The sequence below is a fragment of the Amycolatopsis sp. NPDC041971 genome (genome assembly GCF_055588925.1).
Window position 1 is genome coordinate 377,667 of record NZ_JBVJCE010000001.1, and the last position, 24,425, is coordinate 402,091.

General features: G+C 67.9%; 22 protein-coding genes. 8 read left to right on the forward strand and 14 right to left on the reverse strand.

What is annotated here, in order from left to right:
• The first annotated feature begins 116 nt into the window (after positions 1-116).
• Complete coding sequence (locus ACZ6DT_RS01895; protein WP_465587189.1) at positions 117-1,250, forward strand: hypothetical protein; 1,134 nt, start codon at positions 117-119, stop codon at positions 1,248-1,250.
• On the opposite strand, the gene ACZ6DT_RS01900 is transcribed toward ACZ6DT_RS01895, so the two are convergent.
• From ACZ6DT_RS01900 to ACZ6DT_RS01915, 4 genes are all read right to left on the reverse strand, one after another.
• On the reverse strand, positions 1,251-1,961 hold the full coding sequence (locus ACZ6DT_RS01900; RefSeq protein WP_465587191.1) for a hypothetical protein: 711 nt from the start codon (positions 1,959-1,961) through the stop codon (positions 1,251-1,253). It lies immediately after the preceding gene.
• 199 nt (positions 1,962-2,160) lie between these two features.
• Positions 2,161-4,758: an ATP-dependent chaperone ClpB gene (gene clpB, locus ACZ6DT_RS01905; protein WP_465587193.1), complete on the reverse strand. Its 2,598-nt coding sequence runs from the start codon at positions 4,756-4,758 to the stop codon at positions 2,161-2,163.
• 87 nt (positions 4,759-4,845) lie between these two features.
• Positions 4,846-6,030 (reverse strand): MFS transporter, encoded by a 1,185-nt coding sequence (locus ACZ6DT_RS01910; RefSeq protein ID WP_465587195.1) that lies wholly within the window; start codon positions 6,028-6,030, stop codon positions 4,846-4,848.
• Positions 6,031-6,105: 75 nt separating this feature from the next.
• A complete protein-coding gene (locus ACZ6DT_RS01915; RefSeq protein WP_465587198.1) occupies positions 6,106-6,570 on the reverse strand; it encodes a MarR family winged helix-turn-helix transcriptional regulator in 465 nt (154 codons plus the stop codon).
• 269 nt (positions 6,571-6,839) lie between these two features.
• Here ACZ6DT_RS01915 and ACZ6DT_RS01920 point away from each other — a divergent pair, with 269 nt between their 5' ends.
• From ACZ6DT_RS01920 to ACZ6DT_RS01935, 4 genes are all read left to right on the forward strand, one after another.
• A complete protein-coding gene (locus ACZ6DT_RS01920) occupies positions 6,840-8,045 on the forward strand; it encodes a globin domain-containing protein (protein WP_465587199.1) in 1,206 nt (401 codons plus the stop codon).
• A 411-nt stretch (positions 8,046-8,456) separates the two neighbouring features.
• Entirely contained in the window at positions 8,457-9,557 is a 1,101-nt protein-coding gene (locus ACZ6DT_RS01925; protein WP_465587202.1) for a globin domain-containing protein, read from the forward strand.
• 159 nt (positions 9,558-9,716) lie between these two features.
• Positions 9,717-10,469, forward strand: coding sequence for a lytic polysaccharide monooxygenase (locus tag ACZ6DT_RS01930; protein ID WP_465587204.1), 753 nt, complete (start codon positions 9,717-9,719; stop codon positions 10,467-10,469).
• Complete coding sequence (locus ACZ6DT_RS01935) at positions 10,466-11,065, forward strand: DUF305 domain-containing protein (protein ID WP_465587207.1); 600 nt, start codon at positions 10,466-10,468, stop codon at positions 11,063-11,065. The genes ACZ6DT_RS01930 and ACZ6DT_RS01935 overlap by 4 nt, the downstream gene beginning before the upstream one ends.
• Positions 11,066-11,251: 186 nt before the next feature.
• On the opposite strand, the gene ACZ6DT_RS01940 is transcribed toward ACZ6DT_RS01935, so the two are convergent.
• The 7 genes from ACZ6DT_RS01940 to ACZ6DT_RS01970 all read right to left on the reverse strand — a co-directional run bounded on the left by ACZ6DT_RS01940 (position 11,252) and on the right by ACZ6DT_RS01970 (position 18,614).
• A complete protein-coding gene (locus tag ACZ6DT_RS01940) occupies positions 11,252-11,683 on the reverse strand; it encodes a heat shock protein transcriptional repressor HspR (RefSeq protein WP_465587210.1) in 432 nt (143 codons plus the stop codon).
• 5 nt (positions 11,684-11,688) lie between these two features.
• A complete protein-coding gene (dnaJ, locus tag ACZ6DT_RS01945; RefSeq protein WP_465587213.1) occupies positions 11,689-12,864 on the reverse strand; it encodes a molecular chaperone DnaJ in 1,176 nt (391 codons plus the stop codon).
• Positions 12,865-12,897: 33 nt separating this feature from the next.
• Complete coding sequence (grpE, locus tag ACZ6DT_RS01950) at positions 12,898-13,695, reverse strand: nucleotide exchange factor GrpE (RefSeq protein WP_465587215.1); 798 nt, start codon at positions 13,693-13,695, stop codon at positions 12,898-12,900.
• Positions 13,692-15,578, reverse strand: a complete 1,887-nt coding sequence (gene dnaK, locus ACZ6DT_RS01955) for a molecular chaperone DnaK (protein WP_465587218.1) — start codon at positions 15,576-15,578, stop codon at positions 13,692-13,694. Before dnaK ends, grpE begins: the two co-directional genes overlap by 4 nt.
• A gap of 166 nt (positions 15,579-15,744) precedes the next feature.
• Entirely contained in the window at positions 15,745-17,151 is a 1,407-nt protein-coding gene (locus ACZ6DT_RS01960) for an alpha/beta hydrolase (RefSeq protein WP_465587220.1), read from the reverse strand.
• Positions 17,148-17,819, reverse strand: coding sequence for a DUF4097 family beta strand repeat-containing protein (locus tag ACZ6DT_RS01965; RefSeq protein ID WP_465587223.1), 672 nt, complete (start codon positions 17,817-17,819; stop codon positions 17,148-17,150). Before ACZ6DT_RS01965 ends, ACZ6DT_RS01960 begins: the two co-directional genes overlap by 4 nt.
• Before the next feature lie 27 nt (positions 17,820-17,846).
• Positions 17,847-18,614 carry a DUF4097 family beta strand repeat-containing protein gene (locus tag ACZ6DT_RS01970; RefSeq protein ID WP_465587226.1) on the reverse strand — a complete coding sequence of 256 codons (768 nt, stop codon included), beginning with the start codon at positions 18,612-18,614 and terminating at the stop codon, positions 17,847-17,849.
• A 161-nt stretch (positions 18,615-18,775) separates the two neighbouring features.
• On the opposite strand from ACZ6DT_RS01970, the gene ACZ6DT_RS01975 reads away from it, so the two are divergent.
• A complete protein-coding gene (locus ACZ6DT_RS01975; RefSeq protein ID WP_465587228.1) occupies positions 18,776-19,315 on the forward strand; it encodes a YbhB/YbcL family Raf kinase inhibitor-like protein in 540 nt (179 codons plus the stop codon).
• A 548-nt stretch (positions 19,316-19,863) separates the two neighbouring features.
• Here the strand turns inward: ACZ6DT_RS01975 and ACZ6DT_RS01980 are convergent.
• The 3 genes from ACZ6DT_RS01980 to ACZ6DT_RS01990 are packed head-to-tail and all read right to left on the reverse strand — an operon-like array spanning position 19,864 to position 21,207.
• A complete protein-coding gene (locus ACZ6DT_RS01980; protein ID WP_465587231.1) occupies positions 19,864-20,298 on the reverse strand; it encodes a GNAT family N-acetyltransferase in 435 nt (144 codons plus the stop codon).
• 22 nt (positions 20,299-20,320) lie between these two features.
• Entirely contained in the window at positions 20,321-20,881 is a 561-nt protein-coding gene (locus ACZ6DT_RS01985; protein WP_125790849.1) for a TetR/AcrR family transcriptional regulator, read from the reverse strand.
• Positions 20,878-21,207, reverse strand: a complete 330-nt coding sequence (locus ACZ6DT_RS01990) for a DMT family transporter (RefSeq protein ID WP_465587233.1) — start codon at positions 21,205-21,207, stop codon at positions 20,878-20,880. The genes ACZ6DT_RS01985 and ACZ6DT_RS01990 overlap by 4 nt, the downstream gene beginning before the upstream one ends.
• A 152-nt stretch (positions 21,208-21,359) precedes the next feature.
• On the opposite strand from ACZ6DT_RS01990, the gene ACZ6DT_RS01995 reads away from it, so the two are divergent.
• Positions 21,360-23,663 (forward strand): (Fe-S)-binding protein, encoded by a 2,304-nt coding sequence (locus tag ACZ6DT_RS01995; protein WP_465587236.1) that lies wholly within the window; start codon positions 21,360-21,362, stop codon positions 23,661-23,663.
• A 46-nt stretch (positions 23,664-23,709) separates the two neighbouring features.
• Entirely contained in the window at positions 23,710-24,396 is a 687-nt protein-coding gene (locus tag ACZ6DT_RS02000; RefSeq protein ID WP_465587238.1) for a DUF742 domain-containing protein, read from the forward strand.
• Positions 24,397-24,425 lie beyond the last annotated feature (29 nt).

Genomic DNA, 24,425 nt, shown 5'->3' on the forward strand with positions numbered 1-24,425 from the left:
CGAACCTACTCCTCGGTCGGGTTCGGCGAAGAGTGGCTGGAGGGACGGGTGTGGGGGTCACCCACCGTGGGGATTTTACGTGCAACCGCTCAAGTCGGGAAGTATTGTCCGGCCCCATGGGGAAGCACAGCAGGCGCAAGCCGAGCTACCTGCCCAAGGTCGCGGCCGGCGCGGCGCCGCTGGCGTTGTTGTTCACCGGTCCGGCCACCGCACTGGCCGCCCAGACCGATCCGGCGATCCCGCTTCCTCTCGACCACCAGCGCGAAGGCACTCTCGATCGCGGTATCGGCTTCACCAGCGAAGGCGACACATCCGTCTTTCGCGGTTTCTTGACCACCACCGAACAGAACGTCTTCAGCAAGGACATCGGCGACGTCAGGGCCATCGCGGACGTCCGCCGTTCGGTGAGCGAGACCGTCGAGACCCGCGAAGGTGTCACAGCCCGTCCGGACAAGGTCGGCTTGCTCGCCGCGACGAAGACCACCGAGGCCGTCAAGCACGGCCAGCGGGAAGCGGTGAGGCTCGACCGCTACGGCAGTGTCGTCGCCGGGAACGAGATCGAACTCCAGCGGACCGGCGCCCGGCTGACCGAGGCCACGCTCGACCCGCGCACCAGCGTCCCCACTTTCGTCTCCGAGGACAGCCGCGGTCTCCGCGCGGCCGAGAGGACCTATCACGCCGTCCGTCCGCTGCCCGGGGTCGGCGTGATCAACGAGACGGAGCAGCACCTCGGCGGCGGCCTCGACCGGGCCCTGCGACTCGACGGCGGTTTCTCCGGTGACCTCGGCGGCGCGCTGGAGGCCGGTCGGTCTTCCGGGCACGGTGTCGACGTCGGCCAACTCGCCGCCGTCGGCACGACGTCGGCGCAGCACGGCAACGGCCGGTTCAAGGGTCTCCTGCCGCTGGACGTCGGCCCGGGTACCGGCTTCGGCCAGGAACACGCTCTCGGCGGCACCATCGGCCCGTCGTCCGGGCTGGTGACCACCGGACAGGACCTAAAACTCGCGCGGCACGGCGCCGGACTCACCGGGGCCGGTTCGCATCACATCAACGGCGACCTCGGCATCGGCGAGGTGGCGTCCGCCCGCGGCACCACGACAACGACCCTGCGCGGGGTCCTGCCGACCATCGATCCCGCACGGGCGGGGCAGGTGACGCAGTCCGGAACGCTGGATCTGACGGTGCTCGGTCAGTCGTGGCACACCGGCGCGACCGCCGGGGCGCTCCCGCTGAAACTCGAACGTTCCTGACTAGTTCTTCGGCTCGATTTCGTCGGCGGCCTCGGCCTGCCAGTGGCGGCCCGGGGTCGAGGCGTTGTCGTACTCCTCGTCGAACGGGTCGACGATGTCGGCGATCTCGCCGAGGTCGCGCAGCAGCCGCTCGAGCCGCGACGGCCCGGCGTTCGGGGCGACGCTCGCGAGCACCCACTCGTTCTCCAGCCACGCCACACCGACGTCGCCGCCGAGCGAATCCGCCGCGTCGACGAGGTCCTGCGTGATCACCTTGCGAGCACCCTCGGAGTCGTCCGCGAAGGCGTAGCGCTGGCCGATCGGCCCGAGCATCTCGGGCATGCCCTGGCGCTGGAACGGCACACTGGACAGCCACATCTCCAGCGGCACCTCGTGCACACGGTTGCACCGGACGGCGACCACTACCGCCGGGATCTGGCCTTCGGTCTCGATGTCGAAGATGAAGACCGGGCGCCGCCCGTCGGAGGTGAAGGTGGACCCGGCCACGACGTTGACCGCCAGCTGCGCGCCGAAGTACCCGATCGCGCCGTTGGACCACTGCCGCGGCAACCGCTCGTCCTCTTCGACGAACTGCCAGCCGCGCAGCTCGGCCCAGCGCATTCGCTCGCGATTGCGCGAGCCCTCCTTCGCCCGGTCGGCCGCGAGCAGCGCCAGCCCCGCCACCAAGGCGACGGCGGCGATGACGAACCAGATCCACGCCGGAATACCCACGACGGTCAGGGTATCCCCCTGCCCTCACCGGAGGTGATCGCCGGGCACCGTGTCGCGCACCCCTTTCGGGCCGCATCCTTGAAGGCGCGCCGAAAACGTCGACAAATCGCCGTGTCGCCAATGCCAGGAAGGTCCTTATCCTCGCGAGCTTCGCGAGGATAAGGACCTTCCGTGGCGTCCGGCAGGTGACCGACCCGCGTCAGTCCACCCGAGTGACCATGAGCGCGTCCGACGCCTCCTGGGCCGGGATGTCGACCCGGACCGTGTCGCCGTCCCGGACCTCACCGCCCAGCAGCTGTTTCGCCAGCTTGTCACCGATCGCCGACTGCACCAGCCGCCGCAGCGGCCGCGCGCCGTAGATCGGGTCGAAGCCGTTCAGCGCGAGCCACTCGCGTGCCCCGGCGGTGACGTCCAGCGTCAGACGACGCCGCGAAAGCCGCGTTGCGAGCCGCTCGAGCTGGATGTCCACAATGGACGTCAGCTCGTCGGTGCCGAGCGCGTGGAAGACCACGATGTCGTCCAGCCGGTTCAGGAACTCCGGTTTGAACTGCCGCTGCACGACCGACATCACCGCGTCGTTGCGCTGGCGCTCGTCGAGCGACGGGTCGGCGATGGCCTGCGAACCGAGGTTCGAGGTCAGCACCAGGATCGTGTTGCGGAAGTCCACCGTGCGGCCCTGGCCGTCGGTGAGCCGTCCGTCGTCGAGCACCTGCAGGAGCACGTCGAACACGTCCGGGTGCGCCTTCTCGACCTCGTCCAGCAGCACCACCGAATACGGCCGCCTGCGCACCGACTCGGTCAGCTGCCCGCCCTGGTCGTAGCCGACGTAACCCGGAGGCGCCCCGACCAGGCGCGCCACCGAATGCTTCTCGGCGTACTCGCTCATGTCGATCCGCAGCATCGCGCGCTCGTCGTCGAACAGGAACTCGGCCAGCGCCTTCGCCAGCTCGGTCTTGCCGACGCCGGTCGGGCCGAGGAACAGGAACGAACCGGTCGGCCGGTCGGGGTCGGCGACGCCTGCCCGGGTGCGGCGCACCGCGTCCGAGACGACCTGCACGGCCTCCTTCTGCCCGACGACGCGCCTGCCGAGCTCCTCCTCCATCCGGAGCAGCTTGCCCGTCTCACCCTCCAGCAGCCGTCCGGCCGGGATGCCGGTCCACGCGCTGACCACGTCCGCGACGTCGTCCGCGCCGACCTCTTCCTTGAGCATGACGTTCTGCTGGCTGACTTCGCTGTCGGCGATCGCGGCCTCGAACTCCTTCTCCAGCGCGGGAATCCGGCCGTAGCGGAGCTCGGCGGCCTTGCCGAGGTCGCCGTCGCGTTCGGCGCGTTCGGACTCGCCGCGCAGCTGTTCCAGCTGCCCCTTGAGGTCGCGGACGCGTTCGATCGAGCCCTTCTCGTTCTGCCAGCGCGCCGTCAGGGCGGTCAGCGTCTCCCGCTTTTCGGCCAGCTCCGAGCGCAGCACGGCGAGCCGGTCCTTGGAGGCGGCATCGTCCTCTTTGGACAGCGCCATCTCCTCGATCTCCATGCGCCGCACGGCGCGCTCGACCTCGTCGATCTCGACCGGCCGCGAGTCGATCTCCATGCGGAGCTTCGACGCGGCCTCGTCGACCAGGTCGATCGCCTTGTCCGGCAGGAAGCGGGCGGTGATGTAGCGGTCGGACAGGGTCGCGGCGGCGACCAGCGCGGCGTCGGTGATGCGCACCCCGTGGTGCACCTCGTACCGCTCCTTGAGCCCGCGCAGGATGCCGATGGTGTCCTCTGTGGACGGTTCGCCGACCAGCACCTGCTGGAAACGCCGCTCCAGCGCGGCGTCCTTCTCGATGTGCTGCCGGTACTCGTCGAGCGTGGTCGCGCCGACCATCCGCAGCTCACCGCGGGCGAGCATCGGCTTGATCATGTTGCCCGCGTCCATCGCTCCTTCGCCGGTCGCGCCCGCGCCGACGATGGTGTGCAGCTCGTCGATGAAGGTGACGACCTCGCCCGCGGAGTCGGTGATCTCCTTGAGCACGGCCTTCAGCCGCTCCTCGAACTCACCGCGGAACTTGGCGCCCGCGACCATCGAGCCGAGGTCCAGCGCCACGACCCGCTTGCCGCGCAGCGATTCCGGCACGTCACCGGCGACGATGCGCTGGGCGAGCCCTTCGACGATGGCCGTCTTGCCGACACCGGGCTCGCCGATGAGCACCGGGTTGTTCTTGGTGCGGCGTGAGAGCACCTGCACCACGCGGCGGATCTCGGTGTCGCGGCCGATCACCGGGTCCAGCTCGCCGGCGCGGGCGCGTTCGGTCAGGTCGACGCCGTACTTCTCCAGCGCTTTGAAGGTGCTCTCCGGATCCGCGCTGGTGATCCGCGCGGAACCGCGCACCTTGGCGAACGCGTCGCGCAACGCGTCCGGGGTGGCGCCGTGCCGTTTGAGCAGGTCGGCCACCGGGCCGCCCTCGGTGGCGAGGCCGACGAGGAGGTGCTCCGTCGAGACGTACTCGTCGCCGAGTTCGGTCGCGAGCTTCTGCGCGTGCGTCAGCGCCTTGACCGCGTGCGTGTCGAACTGCGGGCTCGACACGGTGGCGCCGGTCGCCGACGGCAGTGCCGCGATCAGCGGCTCCAGCTCCTTGTGCACCTGCGCCGGATCGGCCCCGACCGCGGTCAGCAGCGGTGCGGTGAGCCCCTCACCCTGCGCCAGCAGGGCGCCGAGCAGGTGCGCGGCCGCCACGTGCGGGTTACCCGCCATCGTGGCCGCCTGCGCCGCCGACGAGATCACCTGCTGGGTCTTCGTGGTCGGGTTGAAAGCGTCCATCCCTCACCTCGTACTAGGTCCTGCGAAAGTCTGTCGATCGGTTCAACGTCAGAAAAGTTGAGTCTGTTCCGCTCAACTTGAGAAAGTTCAGCCTCCGGTCGGTGAGACGGCCTCCGCGGGCAGGCGCGGGCCCACCCGGCCGAGGCCGACGACGGCCGTGCAGGCGCACGCGGCCACGAGCACCCACGGGATCCAGACTGCCACGGAGAACAGCGCGACGACGGCCGGAGCGATCACCGCCGCGAGCGTGAACGCGTACTGGAAGGCCGCCAGATACCGGCCTCGCGCCTCCGGCGGCGCCGCGGCTTCGGCCAGCGCCCCGGATCGCGGACCGAACGCGAGATCGCCGGCGGCCAGCACGAGGGTGGCGCCGAGCAGGTAAACCGGCTGGAAGACCTTCGGCACGAACACCACCAGGAGACACGCCAGGCACCACACCGCGAACAACGCCGAGCCCGCGCGCATGGCGGTGATCCGGGTCAGCTTCCGGGTGAGCCGCAACCCGAGGACTCCACCCAGACTGGTGACGACGGTGAGCAGCGCGATGATCGCGCCGGGAAGCCATCGAGGGCCCTGCAAGGCGTTGAAGACGTACACCGGCATCCCGATGAGGAAGAAGTCCATCGTGAGCGCGAAGAGCCCGCTGAACACGATGAGCGCCAGGTACGGGCGGTTCCGCCAGACCCGCGCGGGCCCCGAGAGCCGCGGCAGATGCCGCGGGACCGGCGTGACCAGCGTCGAAAGGATGGCCGCGGCGACGACGAAGGTCACCACGTCGACCATCACGGCGATGTACAGGCCCTCTCGTCCGGTCCACACCAGCAGTCCGGCCGCCGCGAGCCCGCCCAGCCCGAAGCCCGCGGAGCGGACCATCGCGGCTTCGGCGAACGGCCGGTCCTTCGGCCCTTCACCCGCGACGTCGGCGATGAGCGAGAACTGCGAGCTGTAGAACAGCTGCTGTCCGGCCGCGAGCATGACGGACGCGCCGACGACCCCGGTGAAACCGTCGGCCAGCAGGAAAGCGCTCGCTCCGGCGGCCTGCAGGACGTGGGAGCAGATCATCACCGTCCGAGGGCCGATCAGGTCGACGAGGCGTCCGGCGAGCGCCGGGACGAGCAGACCGGCGAACGCACCGAGAGTGACCGCGGCCCCCGCTTGGGCGAGCGGCAGATCCACCACACGGATGACGAAGACCAGCCCGAGCGGAAGGAAAAGTCCCGAGCCGAAGTTGTCGATTCCGAAGGCGACCAGCAACGCGACCCTGCTCCGCACAACTTCGACGCTACCGGCGTGACAGCCTGGCGAAAGGTCCGTTCAGTCAAGACCGGCGGGTAGTAACGAGCCCCGTCAAACGTCGCACGTCTGCGCCGACAAGACCGCGCGAAGGTCGGCGTTCATCTCGGCCAGGCGAGTGGTCAGGTCGAGGACCTTTTCGTCGTTCCAGTCACCGAGCGCACGCTCCATGAACGCCAGATAGCCGGCCCGCCTGCGGTCCAGTTCCACGCGCCCGCGCTCGGAGACGCTGATGATCGACGCGCGGCCGTCCTCGGGGGCGGGACGGCGGTCGACCATCCCCGCCGCGGACAGCTGGGAGATTTGACGGCTTACGACCGAAAGGTCCACGAAGCGCCGTTTGGCCAATTCCGAAGGTCGCGCCTCGCCGTGCTTCACCAGATCCGACAACAGCATCGCGGCCGCCGGATGCAGACCGGGTTCGTCCTGCCAGGCCTGCATGATCCAGGCGTGCTGCAACTGGGAGGCGGCCTTCAACTCGCGCATCAATTCGACCCTGGCGTCGTCTGCGGAGCTCATCGGTGCCTCCCGGCTACTTGTACAGTACAACTTTATTCGGCGACGCTTGCGTAAGACAACTGTTTACCTCGTGAGATCCCCCACTGCAGGCCGGTTTCGAGTACACCCGTCCGGAGCAACGATGCGGGCAAAAGGGCTCTCGACGGCTAGTCTCGCGAGCGAGCCGGAACCAGCCGACCGGCCGAAAGCCACTGACCGGAGAGGTGAATGACCCGTGAATTCTTCTCCAGTGGGCCCTCGTTCGTGAACCTGGGAAACCGTCTTCCGGCATGCGCTTCCCGATCAGCGACGCCCAGCCCGTGACGGCCGACGCGGTCAGTCCGGTGCCGCGGTCCTCCGCGCCGAGGGAAGCCCCGCCCGCGGTCACCGCGATGGTGCGGCTCATCCGGGACACCTGGGCGAAGTCGGAGCCCTTCATCCCGGAGATCTCCCAGTTCTTCTACGGGATGCTGTTCACCCTCGCACCGGCCACCCGCGACTTCTTCCCGATCAACATGGAGGTCCAGCGCGGCAGGCTGGTGCGCGCGCTGGTCCACATCGTGCAGATGGTCGACCGGCCGGACGACCTCGTGCCGTTCCTGACCCAGCTCGGCCGCGACCACCGCAAGTTCGGCGTCATCCCGCGGCACTACGAGGCCGTCGGCACCGCGCTGCTCGCCTCGCTCAAGAACCATCTCGGTCCGGACTGGACACCGGAGGTCGAGCGGGCCTGGGCGGAGGCGTTCACCATCGTCGCCCGCGCGATGCAGGAGGCCGCCGCGGCCGACGCCAACCCGGCGTCGTGGTCGGCGACCGTGCTCGAACACCGGCGGCTCACCTGGGATCTCGCCCTGGTCCGTGTCCAGCCCGAATTCCCGGTGCCGTACCAGCCCGGCCAGTACATGAGCGTCGAAGTCCCACAGCGGCCGAGGCTCTGGCGCTACCTGTCGCCGGCGAACGCGCCGCGCGAGGACGGCGGCATCGAGTTCCACGTGCGCGCGGTCGACGGCGGCTGGGTGTCCCGCGCGATCGTGAGCCACACGCAACCGGGCGACGTCTGGCGGCTCGGACCGCCACTCGGCAGGCTTTCGGTCGACCGCACGGACTCCCGCGGCGTCCTGATGATCGCGGGCGGCACCGGCATCGCACCGCTGCGCGCCATTCTGGACGATCTCGCGCAATGGGGCGAGAACCCGACGGTCCAGTTGTTCTACGGCGGACCGTCGCGCGAGGACCTTTACGACCTCGACGAGTTGCGCGCCCTCGCGGCCACCAACCCCTGGCTCACCGTGACCCCGGTGGTCGAGCACGGCGAAGAAGCGCCGGGCTGCGTCCAGGGCACGCTCGCGGAAGCCGTTACACAGAACGGGTCCTGGCCCGGGCACCGCATCCTCGTCGCCGGTTCGCCCGCGATGATCCGGGCGACGGTGTCCCGGATGCTGGTCGCGGGCAGCGCGCTCGACCAGATCGCGTACGACCCCTTCACCATCGACTAGGCCGCATTCGATTCCACAATGGTGGATCGGTCACCGGAGGAAAACCCACCCGATCGGCGGATCACACCCGGCCGCCGAACTGGTGAAAAGCACTGGTGGACAAGGAAAGCTCAGCCTGCTTGAGCACCTTTACCTAGTGCCAGCCTGGGTTGACGGCGCGTATATCGTTTGCTCCGTTCGAGCGGGAAACAACCATTCGCGGATCCTTTTGCGACTTTCGGGCATACAGTCGGGAACCCTCGGGGTAACACGAGCAAGATGACATCGGGTCCGGAGAATATGCCCGATCCAACGGGAGAAAATCGTTCACCCATGACTGCCGAAACAGTGAAATACGAGCATCCACCGAGATCGTCACCGATTACCGCTGCGCCCCTGGTCGAAACACCCGCGGCGGACGAGATCGTCCGAATGGCCAAGCTCATCCGGAAAAGTTTCACCGCCGTCGAAACCAAGGCCGAGGAGCTGTCCCGATACTTTTACGGGGCACTCTTCACCGTCGCACCGGACGCGCGGGCGTTGTTCCCGATCACCATGGCGACCCAGCGAAATCGATTGCTGCGCGCGCTCGTCTACGTCGTGCAGATGGTGGACCGGCCCGACGAACTGACCACTTTCCTCGGCCAACTCGGCCGGGACCACCGGAAGTTCGACGTCCTCGGTCGCCATTACGACGCCGTCGGTGTCGCGTTGATCGCCACGCTGAAAAGATTCTTGAAGGACGACTGGACACCCGAGGTGGAAGACGCCTGGGTCACCGCGTACGGCGTCATTTCGAAGTACATGTGCGAGGCCGCCGGCAAGGAGATCGGGCCCGCGTGGTGGAAGGCGACCGTCGTCGAGCACCGGCTCGCCTCCCACGACGTCGCCGTCATCAAGGTGCGCACCGGGCAGCCGCTCCCGTACCGGGCCGGCGGCTATGTCAGCGTCGAAGTCCCGCAGCGCCCGCGGATGTGGCGCTATTTCTCGCCCGCCACCGCGCCGCACGACGACGGGACGATGGAGTTCCACGTGCGCGCCGTGCGCGGCGGCTGGGTCTCGCGCGCGATCGTCCACCACACCCGGCCCGGCGACGTCTGGCGTCTCGGCCCGTCGCTCGGCGCGCTTTCGGTGCACCACACGGAAAGCCGCTCACTGCTGATGATCGGCGGCGGCACCGGTGTCGCACCGTTGCTCGCCCTGCTCGACGACATGTCGCGCTGGAAGAACAATCCGCCGGTACAGCTGTTCTTCGGCGGCCGGCGGCCGGAAGACCTCTACGCCCTCGACGAGCTCCACGGACTGACCGTCACCTGCCCTTGGCTGACGGTGACCCCGGTGACCGAGGAAGGCACCGTCATCGGCGGCGACCGCGGCACGCTGGCCATGGCGGTCACGCAGCGCGGCGGCTGGAAGGACCGCGACGTGTACGTCGCCGGGTCGCCGCCGATGATCCGAGCGACGATCGCGAAACTGCTCGCCGCGGGCACGGATCCGGCGCGGATCAAGTACGACCCCTTCACCCTGGATTGAGCCCACGCTCCGATCGTATTAGGCCGATCGGCCGTTCCAATTGGGCTTTACGCAGTAGCAGGGCAGTGAATCATTGACCCCGGTCACCGGCGGATTTATGGTCTAGACCACATTGCTCCCCCTCGCGGGAACACCGTCGTTTCATCCCCAGGAGCCGGCATGACCGTCAAACGCAAGCTCGTGGCAGCCGCCGCCGGTGCGATCCTCGCCCCGATCGCCATCGTCGCCATCCCCCAGGTGGCCAGCGCCCACGGCTACGTGCTGTCCCCGCCCAGCCGCCAGGCGAACTGCGCCCAAGGCAAGGTTTCCGGCTGCGGTGCCATCGCCTACGAACCGCAGAGCGTCGAAGGCCCCAAGGGGCTCCGTAGCTGCAACGGCGGCCTTCCCGGATTCGCCGAGCTCAACAACGAGTCGAAGTCGTGGCCCGCCGCCTCGGTCGGCAACAGCGTGACCTTCAACTGGAAGTTCACCGCCTACCACCGGACCTCGAACTACGAGTACTACATCGGTGGCACCAAGATCGCCGACATCAGCGGGAACAACTCCGCGCCGAAGGACCCGACGTCGCACACGGTGAGCCTGAACGGCTTCAGCGGCCGCCAGAAGGTGCTCGCCATCTGGAACATCGCGGACACACCGATGGCCTTCTACAGCTGCATCGACCTGCAGATCGGCGGCGGCAACCCGCCCACCACGAGCAACCCGCCGAGCACCAGCAACCCGCCGACGACGTCGAAACCGCCGACCAGCACCAGCAACCCGCCCGCCGGCGGCACCTGGGCGGCCGGGACGGCCTACGCGGCCGGAAGCACGGTGACCTACGGCGGCGCGACCTATCGCTGCCAGCTGGCGCATACGGCGCTCCAGGGCTGGGAACCGCCGAACACCCCCGCACTCTGGACGCGCCAGTGAAACTGGCCCTCGTTCTCGTCGCCGGTCTCGTGGCCCTCGCGGGCTGCGGGACCGGTGACGGATCACCGACCACCGCCGGCGGCCCGATCTCCCCGGTCCCCCAGTCGGCCGCCGCGGCGTCCGCCGAGTACAACGACGCCGACGTGATGTTCCTGCAGATGATGATCGCCCACAACAACCAGGGCGTGGAGATCGTCAAGCTGGTGAAGGCCAAGCAGGCGCAGAAGCAGGAGCTCAAGGATCTCGCGGCCGCCATCGAGGCGACGCAGCAGACCGAAAGCACCGAAATGCGGAACTGGCTGAAGGGCTGGGGCAAACCCGAGACGGGTTCGGCGGATCCGCACGCGCACCACCATCACGGTGGCGACGGGCTCACGGACAAGGGACTGCTCGAAGCACTGTCCAAAAAGGACGGGTCGGAGTTCACCCTCGACTTCGCCGACATCTTCGTCGCGCACCAGCACAACGGGGTCGCGCTGGCGAGGACCGAACTGAAGGACGGCAAGAACCCGGAGGCGAAGGCGCTGGCCCAGCGGGTCATGGACTCGCGCACCGGTGAGGTCCAGCAGATCCGGACTCTGATCCCCGGTCAGTGACACCTGTCGTGAGTGTTCGGGGTCGTTAGAGCCGATCGCGTCTCAGGTATGTACTTGCCGGCGATTTCGCGTGTCTGGACGGACGGCACGCGTGTCGTCCATCCAGACACGTGGAACTGCCTGCTTGGGGTGGCCGTGAGGGCCTTCAGGTACTTCAGAGAGGGCTCGCCAGAACGACCCGAACACTCACGACATACGTTTCTTGGGCTTCCAGACGACCAGCGCCGTCTGCTGCCGCAGCGGGACGAGGTCCTTGCGGTACGAGGCGTGCACGGCCGCGGCCCTCTGTTCGGCGGAGAGGTATGCCGCCGTGAGTTCTTCGGTCAGTTCGGCGATGCGCGCGCGAAGCGCGTCGACCTGGTTTTCCAGCTCGATGATCCGCTTGATGCCCGCGAGGTTGACACCGTCCTCTTGGGACAGTCGCTGCACTTCACGCAGCAACGCGATGTCCCGCATCGAGTAACGCCGTCCGCCACCGGAGGTCCGGCCCGGCGACACGAGACCCTGGCGATCGTAGGACCGCAGGGTCTGCGCGTGCAGCCCGGAGAGCTGCGCCGCCACCGAAATGACGAACACCGGCGTGTCCTCGTCCGCACCGTGCGGCAACCCGCCGAACATCGCGCTCACCTGCCTTCGAGAAGTTCGGTGATCTCCGGTCGTGGATCGTGGTCGGCCATGGCCTCGGCGTAGGTCTCCAACGCTTCACGGGCCTTGTCGTCCAATTTGGACGGAATGGCCGCCTGCAGGGTGACCAGCAGATCGCCCTGCGAGCCGTCACGCTTCGCGATTCCCTTGCCGCGCACGCGAAGTACCCGGCCGCTCGCCGTACCTTGCGGCACCTTCAGCGAGACCTTGCCCTCGAGCGTCGGCACGGTGATCGTGCCGCCGAGGGCCAGTTCCGCGAAGGACACCGGCACGGTGATCGTCAGGTCGAGAGCCTGGCGCCCGAACAACGCGTGCGGGGCGACGTGCACTCGGACGTACAGATCGCCCGGCTGCGCGCCGCCTCGGCCCGGCTCGCCCTGGCCCGCCAGGCGGATCCGCTGGTCGTCGGCGACGCCCGGCGGGATCCGCACGGTCAGCGTGCGGGTGCGGGTGCTGATGCCCTCGCCCGCGCATTCCGGGCAGGGGTCGTCGATGATCGTGCCGCGGCCGCGGCAGTCGCGGCACGGCTCCGAGAACGCGAACGCGCCCTGGCTCCGGCTGACCAGCCCGCTGCCCTGACAGGTCGAACACGTCCTCGGGGAGGTTCCCGGCTTCGCGCCGTTCCCACCACAGGTGGAACAGGTCGCCGGGCTCGACAACCGCAGCGGCAGGGTCGCGCCCTTGACCGCCTCGGTGAAGTCGATCCGGACGTCGGTCTCCACGTCCGAGCCGCGCTGCGGCCGGTTCGCCGTGGCACCGGCCGCGCCACCGCGGCGGCCGAAAAGACCGCCGAGGATGTCACCGAGACCGCCGAAACCGCCCTGCTGCTGGCCCGCCTGGCCGAAGATGTCGCCGACGTCGAAACCGCCGCCGCCACTACCCCCGCCCGGGAAGCCGAAGCCGCCAGGACCACCGGAGCCGAAGAGACGGCGAGCCTCGTCGTACTCCTTGCGCTTGGCCGTGTCGGACAGCACGCCGTACGCCTCGGAGACCGCCTTGAACTTCTTCTCGGCCTCCGCGTTGCCCGCGTTGGCGTCGGGGTGGTTCTCCTTGGCCAGCTTGCGATAGGCCTTCTTGATCTCGTCCGCGGTCGCGTCGGAGGAGACGCCCAGCTCACGGTAGAAGTCCTTACCGATCCATTCCCGTGCACTCACCGAACGTCTCCTCCTTTCACGCCGTATCGCCGATCAGCGGTTGTTCTCATCGAAAAGTTCGCCCTCGAGCGGCAGCTCGCCGCCCACGGGCGGGTCCACCGGCGCGTCCTGCGCCGCCGCCGCGGGTGCCGGAGCGGCACCCGGCTCGTGGTCGGTGACCCCGACCAGCGCCGCGCGCAGCACGCGTTCGCCGAAGCGGTAACCGCGGCGCATGACCGTGGTGACCGTCGGCCCGGTGACGTCCGGCGACGTGCTGTGCTGGACGGCCTCGTGCACGCTCGGATCGAAGGGCTCGCCCTCCGTGCCGAAGGGCTCGAGCCCCGACCGCTGCAAGCTCGCGACCAGCTTCTCGCCGACCGCCTTGAAGGCACCCGTCAGATCGCCGTGCTGCTCCGCGCGCTCGAGGTCGTCGAGCAGCGGGAGCAGGTCACTGACGACCGACGCCTTCGCGCCGGCGACGACCTGCTCGCGGTCACGGTCGACCCGCTTGCGGTAGTTGGCGTACTCCGCCTGGAGACGCTGGAGGTCGGTGGTGCGTTCCGCCAGCTCCTTCTCCAGTCCGGTGGCCACCGCCACCGAGTCGTCCACAATGGAGTCCCCGAGGCCGGGGCCCGCGTGGGCCGCGGGCTCCGGCGGAAGGGACGACTCGGTCGGCTCCACAGGGTCTACAGGGTCCACAGAGGGAGCGGCGTGCTTCGGACCGTCCTGCAATTCGACCTCCGGGGCGGGCGAGCGGACTTCACCGGTCAGCGGATCGCCGCGCCTACGGTCCCGCACGACCACCGGTTCGTCCGGGCCCCGGCCCTCGGTTTCGTCGTAGCGTTCCGTCACTTCTTGTCCTTCTTGTCCTTCTCGTCCTCTTCGACGATCTCGGCGTCGACGACGTCGTCGGCCTTGGCCTGCGAACCGGTGCCCGCGCCCGCGGTCCCGGTCGCGCCTTCACCGGCGGCGGCGTCATCGGCGGCGTTACCCGCCGCGTTGGCGTAGAGCGCGGTGCCCAGCTCCTGCGAAGCGGTGTTCAGCTTCTCGATGGACTCGCGGATCTTCGCCGAGTCGGTGCCCTTGAGCGCCTCGTTGGCCTCGTCGATCGCGGACTTCACCTTGCCCTTGAGCTCGTCGGGCAGCTTGTCCTCGTTGTCCTTGACGAACTTCTCGGTCTGGTAGACCAGCGTCTCCGCCTGGTTGCGGGTCTCCGCCTCCTCGCGGCGCTGCTTGTCCTCTTCGGCGTGCGCCTCGGCGTCCTTGACCATGCGCTCGATGTCGTCCTTCGGCAGCGCGGAGCCACCGGTGATCGTCATCGACTGCTCCTTGTTCGTGCCGAGGTCCTTCGCGAGGACGTGCACGATGCCGTTGGCGTCGATGTCGAAGGTGACCTCGATCTGCGGCACGCCACGCGGGGCGGGCGGGAGACCGGTCAGCTCGAACATGCCGAGCTTCTTGTTGTGCGCCGCGATCTCGCGCTCACCCTGGAACACCTGGATCTGCACCGACGGCTGGTTGTCGTCCGCGGTGGAGAAGATCTCCGAACGCTTGGTCGGGATCGTGGTGTTGCGCTCGATGAGCTTGGTGAACACGCCGCCCTTGGTCTCGATGCCCAGCGAAAGCGGGGTCACGTCGAGCAGCAGGACGTCCTTGACCTCACCCTTGAGCACACCGGCCTGCAGCGCCGCGCCGACGGCGACGACCTCGTCCGGGTTGACGCCCTTGTTCGGCTCGCGGCCGCCGGTCAGCTCCTTGACCAGGTCCGACACGGCGGGCATGCGGGTGGAACCACCCACGAGCACGACGTGGTCGATGTCGCCGACGGCGACACCGGCGTCCCGGATGACGTTGTTGAACGGCTTGCGGGTGCGCTCGAGCAGGTCCGAGGTGATCTTCTGGAACTCGGCGCGGGAAAGCTGCTCGTCGAGGAACAGCGGGTTCTTGTCCGCGTCCACCGTGATGTACGGCAGGTTGATGCCGGCCGAGTTCGAGCTGGAGAGCTCGATCTTCGCCTTCTCGGCGGCCTCACGGATGCGCTGGAGCGCCATCTTGTCCTTGGTGAGGTCGATGCCGTTGGACGACTTGAACTTGTCGACCAGCCAGGTGACGATCCGCTCGTCCCAGTCGTCACCGCCGAGGTGGTTGTCACCGGAGGTCGCGCGGACCTCGACGACACCCTCGCCGATCTCCAGCAGCGAGACGTCGAACGTACCGCCACCGAGGTCGAAGACCAGGATGGTCTGTTCCTTCTCGCCCTTGTCCAGGCCGTACGCCAGCGCCGCCGCGGTGGGCTCGTTGACGATGCGGAGCACGTTCAGGCCGGCGATCTGCCCGGCCTCCTTGGTGGCCTGCCGCTGCGCGTCCTCGAAGTAGGCGGGGACGGTGATGACCGCGTCGGTGATGGTCTCGCCCAGGTACGCCTCGGCGTCGCGCTTGAGCTTCATCAGCACGCGGGCGCTGATCTCCTGCGAGGTGTAGGCCTTGCCGTCGATCTCGGTCTTCCAGTCGGTACCGACGTGCCGCTTGACCGACCGGATGGTGCGGTCGACGTTCGTCACGGCCTGGTTCTTCGCCGGCTGGCCGGTCAGCACTTCGCCGTTCTTGGCGAAGGCGACGATGGACGGGGTGGTGCGTGAACCTTCCGAGTTGGCGATGACCGTCGGCTCGCCGCCCTCAAGGACAGCGACGACCGAGTTGGTCGTGCCGAGGTCGATGCCGACCGCTCGCGCCATGGTGTGATCCTCCTGCTAGTTTCGTGACCTGCACGTTCTCGCCCACCTTGAGCGGGCTCAACGCAAGTTGTATCGGCCGGTACGGCTTCCGTCAAGCTGGACTTGAGTCGACCGCACTCAACCTTGTATCCGGCTCAACGAGCGACACGGCCGTCTTGTTCCCGGACTACCGGCAGACCGTGCCCGGAGCCGGTGTGACTCCGCTCACCAGGTATTTCACTTCTTCGGTGCGCACGCAGGCGGAGTTCAGCAGCCCCGTGTGCCCGTACCCGGCGTCGACCAGCAACGTCGAGTTCTCGATGTTCCGCGCGAGCCCCTTCGCCCACACCAACGGCGTCGCCGGGTCGTGTTCGCCGCCGACCACGAGGATCGGTGCCGCACCCGAGACCTTCTGCGGCCGCGGGAGGTACGCCGAGGGCACCGGCCAGCCGGCACACCCGCTCGCGATGTCCCAGAACTCCGAGTACCGCCAGCTGTGCGGCGCGAGAATCTTCACCAGGCCCTGCGTCGCCCTCATGTCAGGGTAGGAGGTGAACGGGGAGCCGAAGTCGTGGCAGCCGATCGAGCGGTACGCGCCGTAGGACGGGTCCAGCTGGGAGTACGGCAACAGCCCGTCCGCGTTCCCCGCTGTCGCGGTCTCGATCCCCTTCGCCACGTCCGGCCAGAACGCCGGCAGGATCAACCCGCCGTAGACACCGGCCGAGAGCTCCTCGGCGGTCACGTTCCGCCCCAGTTGTTTCGACGGCACACCGCCGGGCGTCCGCATCAGCGCGTCGTAGGTGGCGAGGACGTCCTTGCCGCGAAGCACGCACTCGGACGACGTCGTGCACCACCTCGCGAAGTCCTTGAGCGCGCCTTCTGTCGCGATGGCCTCATCGAGGATCGCCTGCCGTGTCGGCCGGGAGTGGTCGATCGCGCCGTCGAGCACCATCGTCCTGACGCGCTTCGGGTACTTCTCCGCGTACACGGCGCCGAGTTCGGAACCGTAGGAGACACCGAGCCAGTTCACCTTCGGCTCGCCGAGGGCGACCCGGATCGCGTCGATGTCGTCCGCGGCGTGCCAAGTGTCCACAGAGGACAAGGCAGGCCCGGTCCTCTTGAGACATTCCTTGCCCGAAGCGCGATTGTGCGCGATGAGCTTTTCGTAGTCCGCGTGGTTTCGCGGGAAACGGCTGAGCGCCGGATCGTGCAGGTTCGGCCCGCAGCCGATCGCGGGCCTGCTTTCCCCGACGCCACGCGGGTCGAACCCGATGACGTCGAACCGCTGCCGCACTTCGGCCATTTCCGGTTGGTCCAGCGCGAGCCCGCGTCCGCCGTACTTGAGCACGGTGACGCCGGCACCGCCCGGCCCGCCCGGATTCGTCAACAGCGAACCGACGCGGCGCGCGGGATCGGTCGCGGGCAGTTTCGCCAGTGCGAGGGAAAATCCGCCGCTCACCGCAAGACTCGCGCATTCCAGCGTCGGCGCGTACTCGGTCGCACACGGCTTCCAGTCGATCCCGGGCGCGGCGGACGCGGGCAGGGCGGAAAGCGGCAGGAGGGTCAGCGCGGTGACCACGGCAAGGGTCTTCATGCGCGCTTCACCGTGACCGAGCCGGTGCCGGACTCGAGGTCGAGGACGTTCGCCGAAGCCTGGTCCTGCCGGACCCCACCGGTCTCGACCTTGCCGGTCTCCGCCTTCGCGCGGACCTGGTACGCGCCGTCGGGCACGGTGACGAGAACCTTGCCGACCTCGGCGTTCGCGGTGACCGCGCCCGGCTTCGCGAGACCGACCTCGATGTCACCGGTGCCGGTGCGCAGGTTGACCGGCCCGGACGTGCTCAGCACCTTCAGGTCGCCGACGTCACCCTTCAAGTCGACCGAAGCGGCGCGGGCGAGCGTGATCTTGCCGGTGCCGATGGCCCCGGAGATCGCCAGTTCGCGCGGGACCACGACGTCGTAATCCACGCCGCAGCCACTACAGCCGCCGAGTACCAGCGTGCCGTTCTCGACGCTGTACGTCTTGCCGGGATTGCGGCCGGTGTACGTCACTTCGCGGCGCAGCGAGACCGGCGCGCCGTCCTCGACCCGGAGCGTGACCGCGCCGACCGGGACGTCCACCCTGATCGCGGTGATCTGCTCGGTGACGGGCGCGCCGTCGCTCAGGTTCCGGTGGCTTTCGGTCGTGCAGCCGACGATCCCGAAGGCGGTCAGCGCGCCGAGAGCGAGCGCGCCGAGGACGCGCTTCTCTTTGATTCCCATGAAAAAGTGTTCCCCCGATGAATTCCGTCAGGCCGCGTTGACCTTGACGCTTCCGCTGTCGGTGTTGAGATCGAGCTTGTGCCGGGCCGAACCGGACTGGTTCACGCCGATGTCGCGGCTGCCGCTGTCGGTGGTGCCGGTGACGTTGTACTCGCCCGCCGGGACGGTGACCTCGACCGAACCGCTGTCGCTCCGCGCCGTGATGTTCGCGGCCTTGACCACTTCGAGTTCGATACGGCCGCTGTCGGCCTGCGCGTTCACGTTCCCGCCGAGCCGCTCGCCCTTGATCGCGCCGGAACTCGCGTCGACGGTGACGTCCTGCCCGATGTTCTTCAGCTCGACTTGACCGGAGCCGGCGTTGACCTTCACCGTGCCCGGCACGTCACTGATCTCGACCCCGCCGGAGTCGACGGCGACATCCACGGTGGACACTCCGGCGACGTCGAGCGAACCGGAGTCCAGCCTGCCCGAGACCGGGATGCCCGCCGGGACGACCACGTCGTAGCGGACCTCGCAGTTGCTGCCGCAGCCGGCGAGGACCAAGGTGTCCCCTTCGACGCGGAACGAGTCGCCCGGCTTGGTCCCGCGGTATTCGAACTCCTGGTGGACCCTCACCGGCCCCTCGCCGGTGCGGATCTTGATGCGACCCTCGTCGTTTTCGATCCGTACGCTGCGGATCGGCTGGGTCACCTCCGCGGTGGCCTCCGCGTCGGACGGCCACCACCAGCCGAGGCCGGTGAGGACACCGACGCCGATCAACGCGATGCCTCCGATCGCGAGGAGTGGGCGCGCCATGGTCTTGAGTCCCTCCGAAGCAGGTTTTCGTGTAGCTCGACGCTAAGGGCAGGGCGGCGGGATGGACATAGGGGTAACCCCCGGAATCGTCCCTGATCCCGCACCGGGGTCCTCGGGGTCCTAGCCTGGCTTTGTCATCGATTCCACGATCAGGAGGACGCATGCCGCAGGCACCCGATCCGTACGACTTGCTGCCCGATCTGCCTGCCTTCACCTTGAGCAGCACCGACATCGAAGAGGGCGGCTTCCTGCCGACGCCCCAGCTTTCCGGGATCTTCGGCGCGGGCGGCGAAGACCGTTCCCCGCAGCTGTCCTGGGAAGGTTTCCCCGCTGAGACCAAGAGCTTCGCCGTGACCTGCTACGACCCCGACGCCCCGACGGCGAGCGGTTTCTGGCACTGGGCGGTGTTCGACATCCCCGCGTCGGTGACCGCGCTGGCCGCGAACGCGGGCGACGAGACGGGCTCCGGTCTGCCGGCGGGCGCTGTCACCCTGAAGGGGGACGGGGGCGTGAAGCGGTTCCTCGGCGCCGCCCCGCCGCCCGGACACGGACCGCACCGGTACATCTTCGCGGTGCACGCTGTCGACGTCGAAAAGCTCGAGGTCGGCGAAGACGCTACGCCGGCTTTCCTCGGCTTCAACCTCTTCAGCCACGCCATCGGCCGGGCGACGCTTACGGCCCTGCACGAGAACAAGGACTGAGGCGGCTGTCCGTGAAGGCCTCCTTCCCTACGCTCGAAGGTCAGGGTTCCGGCAAAGTCGCATAGCCGCCGGTCGGTGGTGTTGGGGTGACAGAGGCGGGCTCGTCACAGTCGCCTGACATCTTTCTCGACTGTCCACATAGGACACCTCCGGGGCGAGAGTGCCTGATTTGAGCGTTTTTTGACCGGGTCGTGAGTGAAAAAGAGGGTTCTAGCCCTCTTTTTCACTCACGAACCCAGTCGAAAAACGTACATAACCGCATTAAATGGACATCCAGCGGCCGGATAGTGTCCTTTGTGGACGCTTGACGCTCAAGACGCCCTGTCATCCACCCCCGTCGGAAGTCCACTTCGAATCGCCAGAAGCGCCACCCGCCAGCGGCTATGCGACTTTGCCGGGACCCTGACGCTCAAGGTAGGGAAGGAGTCCTCCACGGACTTGATCGCTCTTCGCACCGGACTGGCGCGACGCTCGCTTGCCAGGCCGGGCGGTGACGGACCGAGGTGATGTCGGCGACGCCGGGGTGAGACGTCGGTGGAGCGCCCTCCCTAGACCTGCCCGTTGGCCCGGTTCCGCTCCATGTACTGCCCCTCGGGCGGGTCGCCGAAGCCGAACGGCCGGTACAGCCCGTGCGCGTCGTCGGTGTGCAGCATCCATCGGAACCCGGCGCCCGGCCCGTTGTCGATCATCTCCCGGACCAGTTCCTTGCCGAGCCCCGCGCCGCGCGCCTCGTCGACGACGAAGACGTCCGCGAGGTACGCGCTGCCGATGGTGTCCGAGAACGCCCGCGCGAAACCGACCTGACGGCCTGTCGAGCTCTCGTACGCGCCGACGACTCGCCACGCGTTCTTGAAGACCTTTTCGATCATCTCGCGGTCTCGCCACTTGCCCCAGTAGACGCTGGTGGACAGGTACTTCCACACCATGTCGAGGTCCACCCGAGCCGGGTCGTCGTCCAGTTCGTATGCGCCGACAGTCCTCATGATCCGAAAGTTACCCGTCAGGTCAACGGGGTTTCAGCAGGTAATCCACCACCGGCCGCAGCTCCTCCGCGGACGGCGGCTCGTCGTCGATGAGGCCCTGGATCAGCAGGCCGTCGATACCGGCGAGGAACACCCGGAACGCGACCTCGTCGTCGTGCCGGACCATCGAGGTCAGCACGTCCAGCCAGCGCCGGGCGGCGGGTCTCAGCTCGGGTTTGCGCGCGGCCAGCAGGTACAGCTCGTACTCCGCCATCGTCCGCCCGCGCCGCGGGCCCAGTGCCTCCGCGAGCAGCCCGGCGACCTCTTCCGCGCCGCGGCTGCCCCGTGAACGGGCGCGGTCGATCATCCAGTAGACCTCGGTCGCCATGTCCCGCGCACACGAGATGAGGGTCGCGATCAGCAGGTCGTCGAGGCTGGAGAAGTGATAGGTCGTCGAAGCCGTCGGCACGCCGGCCTCGGCGGCGACCGTCCGGTGGGTGACGCCGGCGACGCCATCCCGTTCGATCACCCGCAACGCGGCCGCGATGATCTCGTCGCGCCGCTTCTCACCCCTGGCCTTCCGGCCGTCGATCTGGATCTTCATCTGGTCGCGCCCCCCGCCTCGATCAGCACGACACCGCCGATCACCAGCACCAGCCCGGCGATCACGGAAAAGTTGACAGGTTCGGAGAAGAACAAGATGCCGACCGCGGCCACCGACGCGACCCCGGCCGCGGCCCAGATCGCGTAGGCGACGCTCACCGGCACGCCCGCCTTCAGCACGTACGCGAGCGCGACGAACGCGACGGCGTATCCGAGGACCACGACGACCGACGGACCCACCTTGCTGAAGCCCTCGGAGAGTTTCAACGACACCGTCGCGGATACCTCCGCGGCGATGGCCAAAGCGAGAAGAAAATACGCACCCATGTCACAAAAAGTACCTGGACGATCGTCTTAAAACCAAGAGAGGCGTACACCACATCGGTGGGACTTGGGCGCGGTCAGTGGGTTACCCATCAGTAAGAAGCATTAGTCTGCCCGAACCACCACAGCTTCACTCGGACGAAAGGCACCCGACGATGGGCGCTGTACAGCTGACGCTCGGCGGGATCTCGGTCCTGCTCGGCGTCGTCGCCTGGGGAATGTTCTTCGCGACCATCGCCCGCTTCGTGCGGGTGATCCGCCTCGGCCAGCCCGACTCGACCCGCAACGGCCCGTTCATGCCGCGCATGAAGACCTTGATCAAGGAATTCGCCGCGCACACCCGCATGAACAAGATCCGCAGCGTCGGAGCGGCGCACTGGCTGGTCATGTGGGGCTTCCTGCTCGGGTCGCTCGCCCTCTTCGAGGCGTACGGCGAGGTCTTCGTCCCCACGTGGGGCTGGCCGATCCTCGACGACTGGTCGCTGTTCCAGTTGCTCATGGAGGTGCTCGGCGTCGGCACCATCGTCGGCGCACTGGTGCTGATCGGGATCCGCCAGAAGAACCACCCGCGCCGCGCGGACCGGCAGTCCCGCTTCCAGGGCTCCAACTTCAAGTGGGCGTACTTCATCGAGGCCGTCGTGCTCATCGAGGGCATCGGCATCATCGGCGTCCGCGCCGCGAAGTCCGCGATGAACGTCCACGAGACCCCGGTCTGGGCCGCGTTCGTCTCGCATCCGATCGGTGAACTGCTGCCCGCCAGCCCGAACCTGGTCTCGGTGTTCGCGTTCGTCAAGCTGATGAGCGCCACGATCTGGCTGTTCGTCATCGCGCGCACGATGACCATGGGCATCGCGTGGCACCGGTTCAGCGCCTTCTTCAACATCTACTTCAAACGCGAGGACGACGGCGGCGTCGCGCTGGGCGCGCTCAAGCCCATGATGAGCAACGGCAAGGTGCTCGACCTCGAAGAGGCGGACCCGGACGAGGACACCTTCGGCGTCGGCAAGGTCGAGGACTTCAGCTGGAAGGGCTGGCTGGACTTCTCCACCTGCACCGAATGCGGCCGTTGCCAGTCGCAGTGCCCGGCGTGGAACACCGGCAAGCCGCTTTCGCCGAAGCTGCTCATCACGCAGCTTCGCGACCACGCCTACGCGAAGGCGCCGTACCTGCTCGCGGGCGGTAAGCGCGACATGGCCGGTGACGAAGTCGGTTTGTCCGGCGACGACATGTACGCCGGGATCGACGTCCTCGCGATCGCGGAGTCCCAGAAAGCCCTCATCGGTGATGACGGCGGCGTCATCGACCCCGAAGTGCTGTGGTCCTGCACCTCCTGCGGCGCGTGTGTCGAGCAGTGCCCGGTGGACATCGAGCACGTCGACCACATCGTCGACATGCGCCGCTACCAGGTGATGATCGAATCCGCGTTCCCCAGCGAGCTCAACGGGATGTTCAAGAACCTGGAGAACAAGGGCAACCCGTGGGGCCAGAACGCCAAGGACCGGCTCGCCTGGACCGAGGACCTGGACTTCGAGGTGCCGGTGTACGGCGTTTCATCTGACGACCTCGGCGACACCGAGTACCTCTTCTGGGTCGGCTGCGCCGGCGCGTTCGAGGACCGCGCGAAGAAGACCACCCGCGCTGTCGCGGAGCTGCTGCACATCGCGGGCGTCAAGTACACCGTGCTCGGGTCGGAGGAGTCCTGCACCGGTGACCCGGCCCGCCGCGCGGGTAACGAGTTCCTGTTCCAGATGCTGGCGCAGCAGAACGTCGAGATCCTGAACTCGGTGTTCGAGGGCCGCGAACGCAAGGCGCGCAAGGTGGTCGTCACCTGTGCGCACTGCTTCAACACCCTCGCGAACGAATACCCGGAGCTGGGTGGCCAGTTCGACGTCGTGCACCACACGCAGCTGCTCAACCGCCTGGTGCGGGAGAAGCACCTGACCCCGGTGACCCCGGTCGCCGAGGACGTCACCTACCACGACCCGTGCTACCTGGGCCGCCACAACAAGGTCTACGACGCTCCGCGTGAGCTCGTCGGTGCTTCGGGTGCTCAGCTGCGCGAGATGCCGCGGCACGGCGACCGCTCGATGTGCTGTGGTGCCGGTGGCGCGCGGATGTGGATGGAAGAGAAGATCGGCAAGCGCATCAACGTCGAACGCGTCGACGAAGCGCTCGGCACCGCGCCGTCGAAGATCGCGACCGGCTGCCCGTTCTGCCGCGTGATGCTCACCGACGGCGTCACGGCGCGTCAGAGCGACGGACAGGCGAGCGAGAAGGTCGAGGTCGTCGACGTCGCCCAGCTGCTGCTGACCGCCGTCAAGCGGAAGCCGGAGCCGCAACTGGTCCCGGCGGGAGCGCCGTCCCTGGACACCGTCTCAGATGCCGAACTCGACGGAAAGGCCGACGTGCCCACCGACGAAACGGCAACAGGCACGCCACTTCCCGAGGAAGACAAGTAGAAGTCCGAGGCCGGAGGGAACATTCTCTCGCACATAATGCGAGAGAATGTTCCCCCCTGTTTTATCCGCACCGGGCCATTCGGTCCCGTTACCCGTTCGGCGGTACACGGCAACGATAGGCTGGCGTTTCCTCGTTGCCGTTGTCGTCCGCGAGGTTTCTTTCGGCGATGCCGACAGCAGGTTCGGGCAGCAGGCTCGAAAAACAGGGGCGAGGAAATCAATGGGCAACCGGCACGAACTCCGCTCGGGCAAAGAACACCGCCTCGCGATGCCGGACTCGCCGAACCTTCGCCCGCCCGCGCGCCCCCCTTCGACCGCGGCACTCGCCAGAATGGCCCAGGAAGCGACCATCCCCAGCATCCCGGCCGCCAGGCGGCCACCGCGGCAGGAACGCCGTCGCACGCGCGTCCGCCCGTACGTCCGCACGGGCGGACGCACCCAGTCCAAGCGGAACTTCGCCATCGAAGCGATGATTTCCGTCCGGAACGACGCGCCATGGAACGCGCCGGGGTTCAGTGTCGAATTCCATTCGGTGAGAGCACTGTGCCGTCGTCCGACTTCCGTCGCCGAAGTAGCGGCGTCACTCAGCGTTCCACTCGGCGTTGCAAAGGTCCTTTTGGGTGATATGGCCGAACTCGGTTTGGTCACCGTTCATGAAACACAGGCTGAATTCGACGGTCATCCGGCACTCGCCTTGATGGAACGTGTCCTGCAGGGTTTGCGTCGCCTGTGAGATCGGCGCACTCGCACTACGCTACGCGA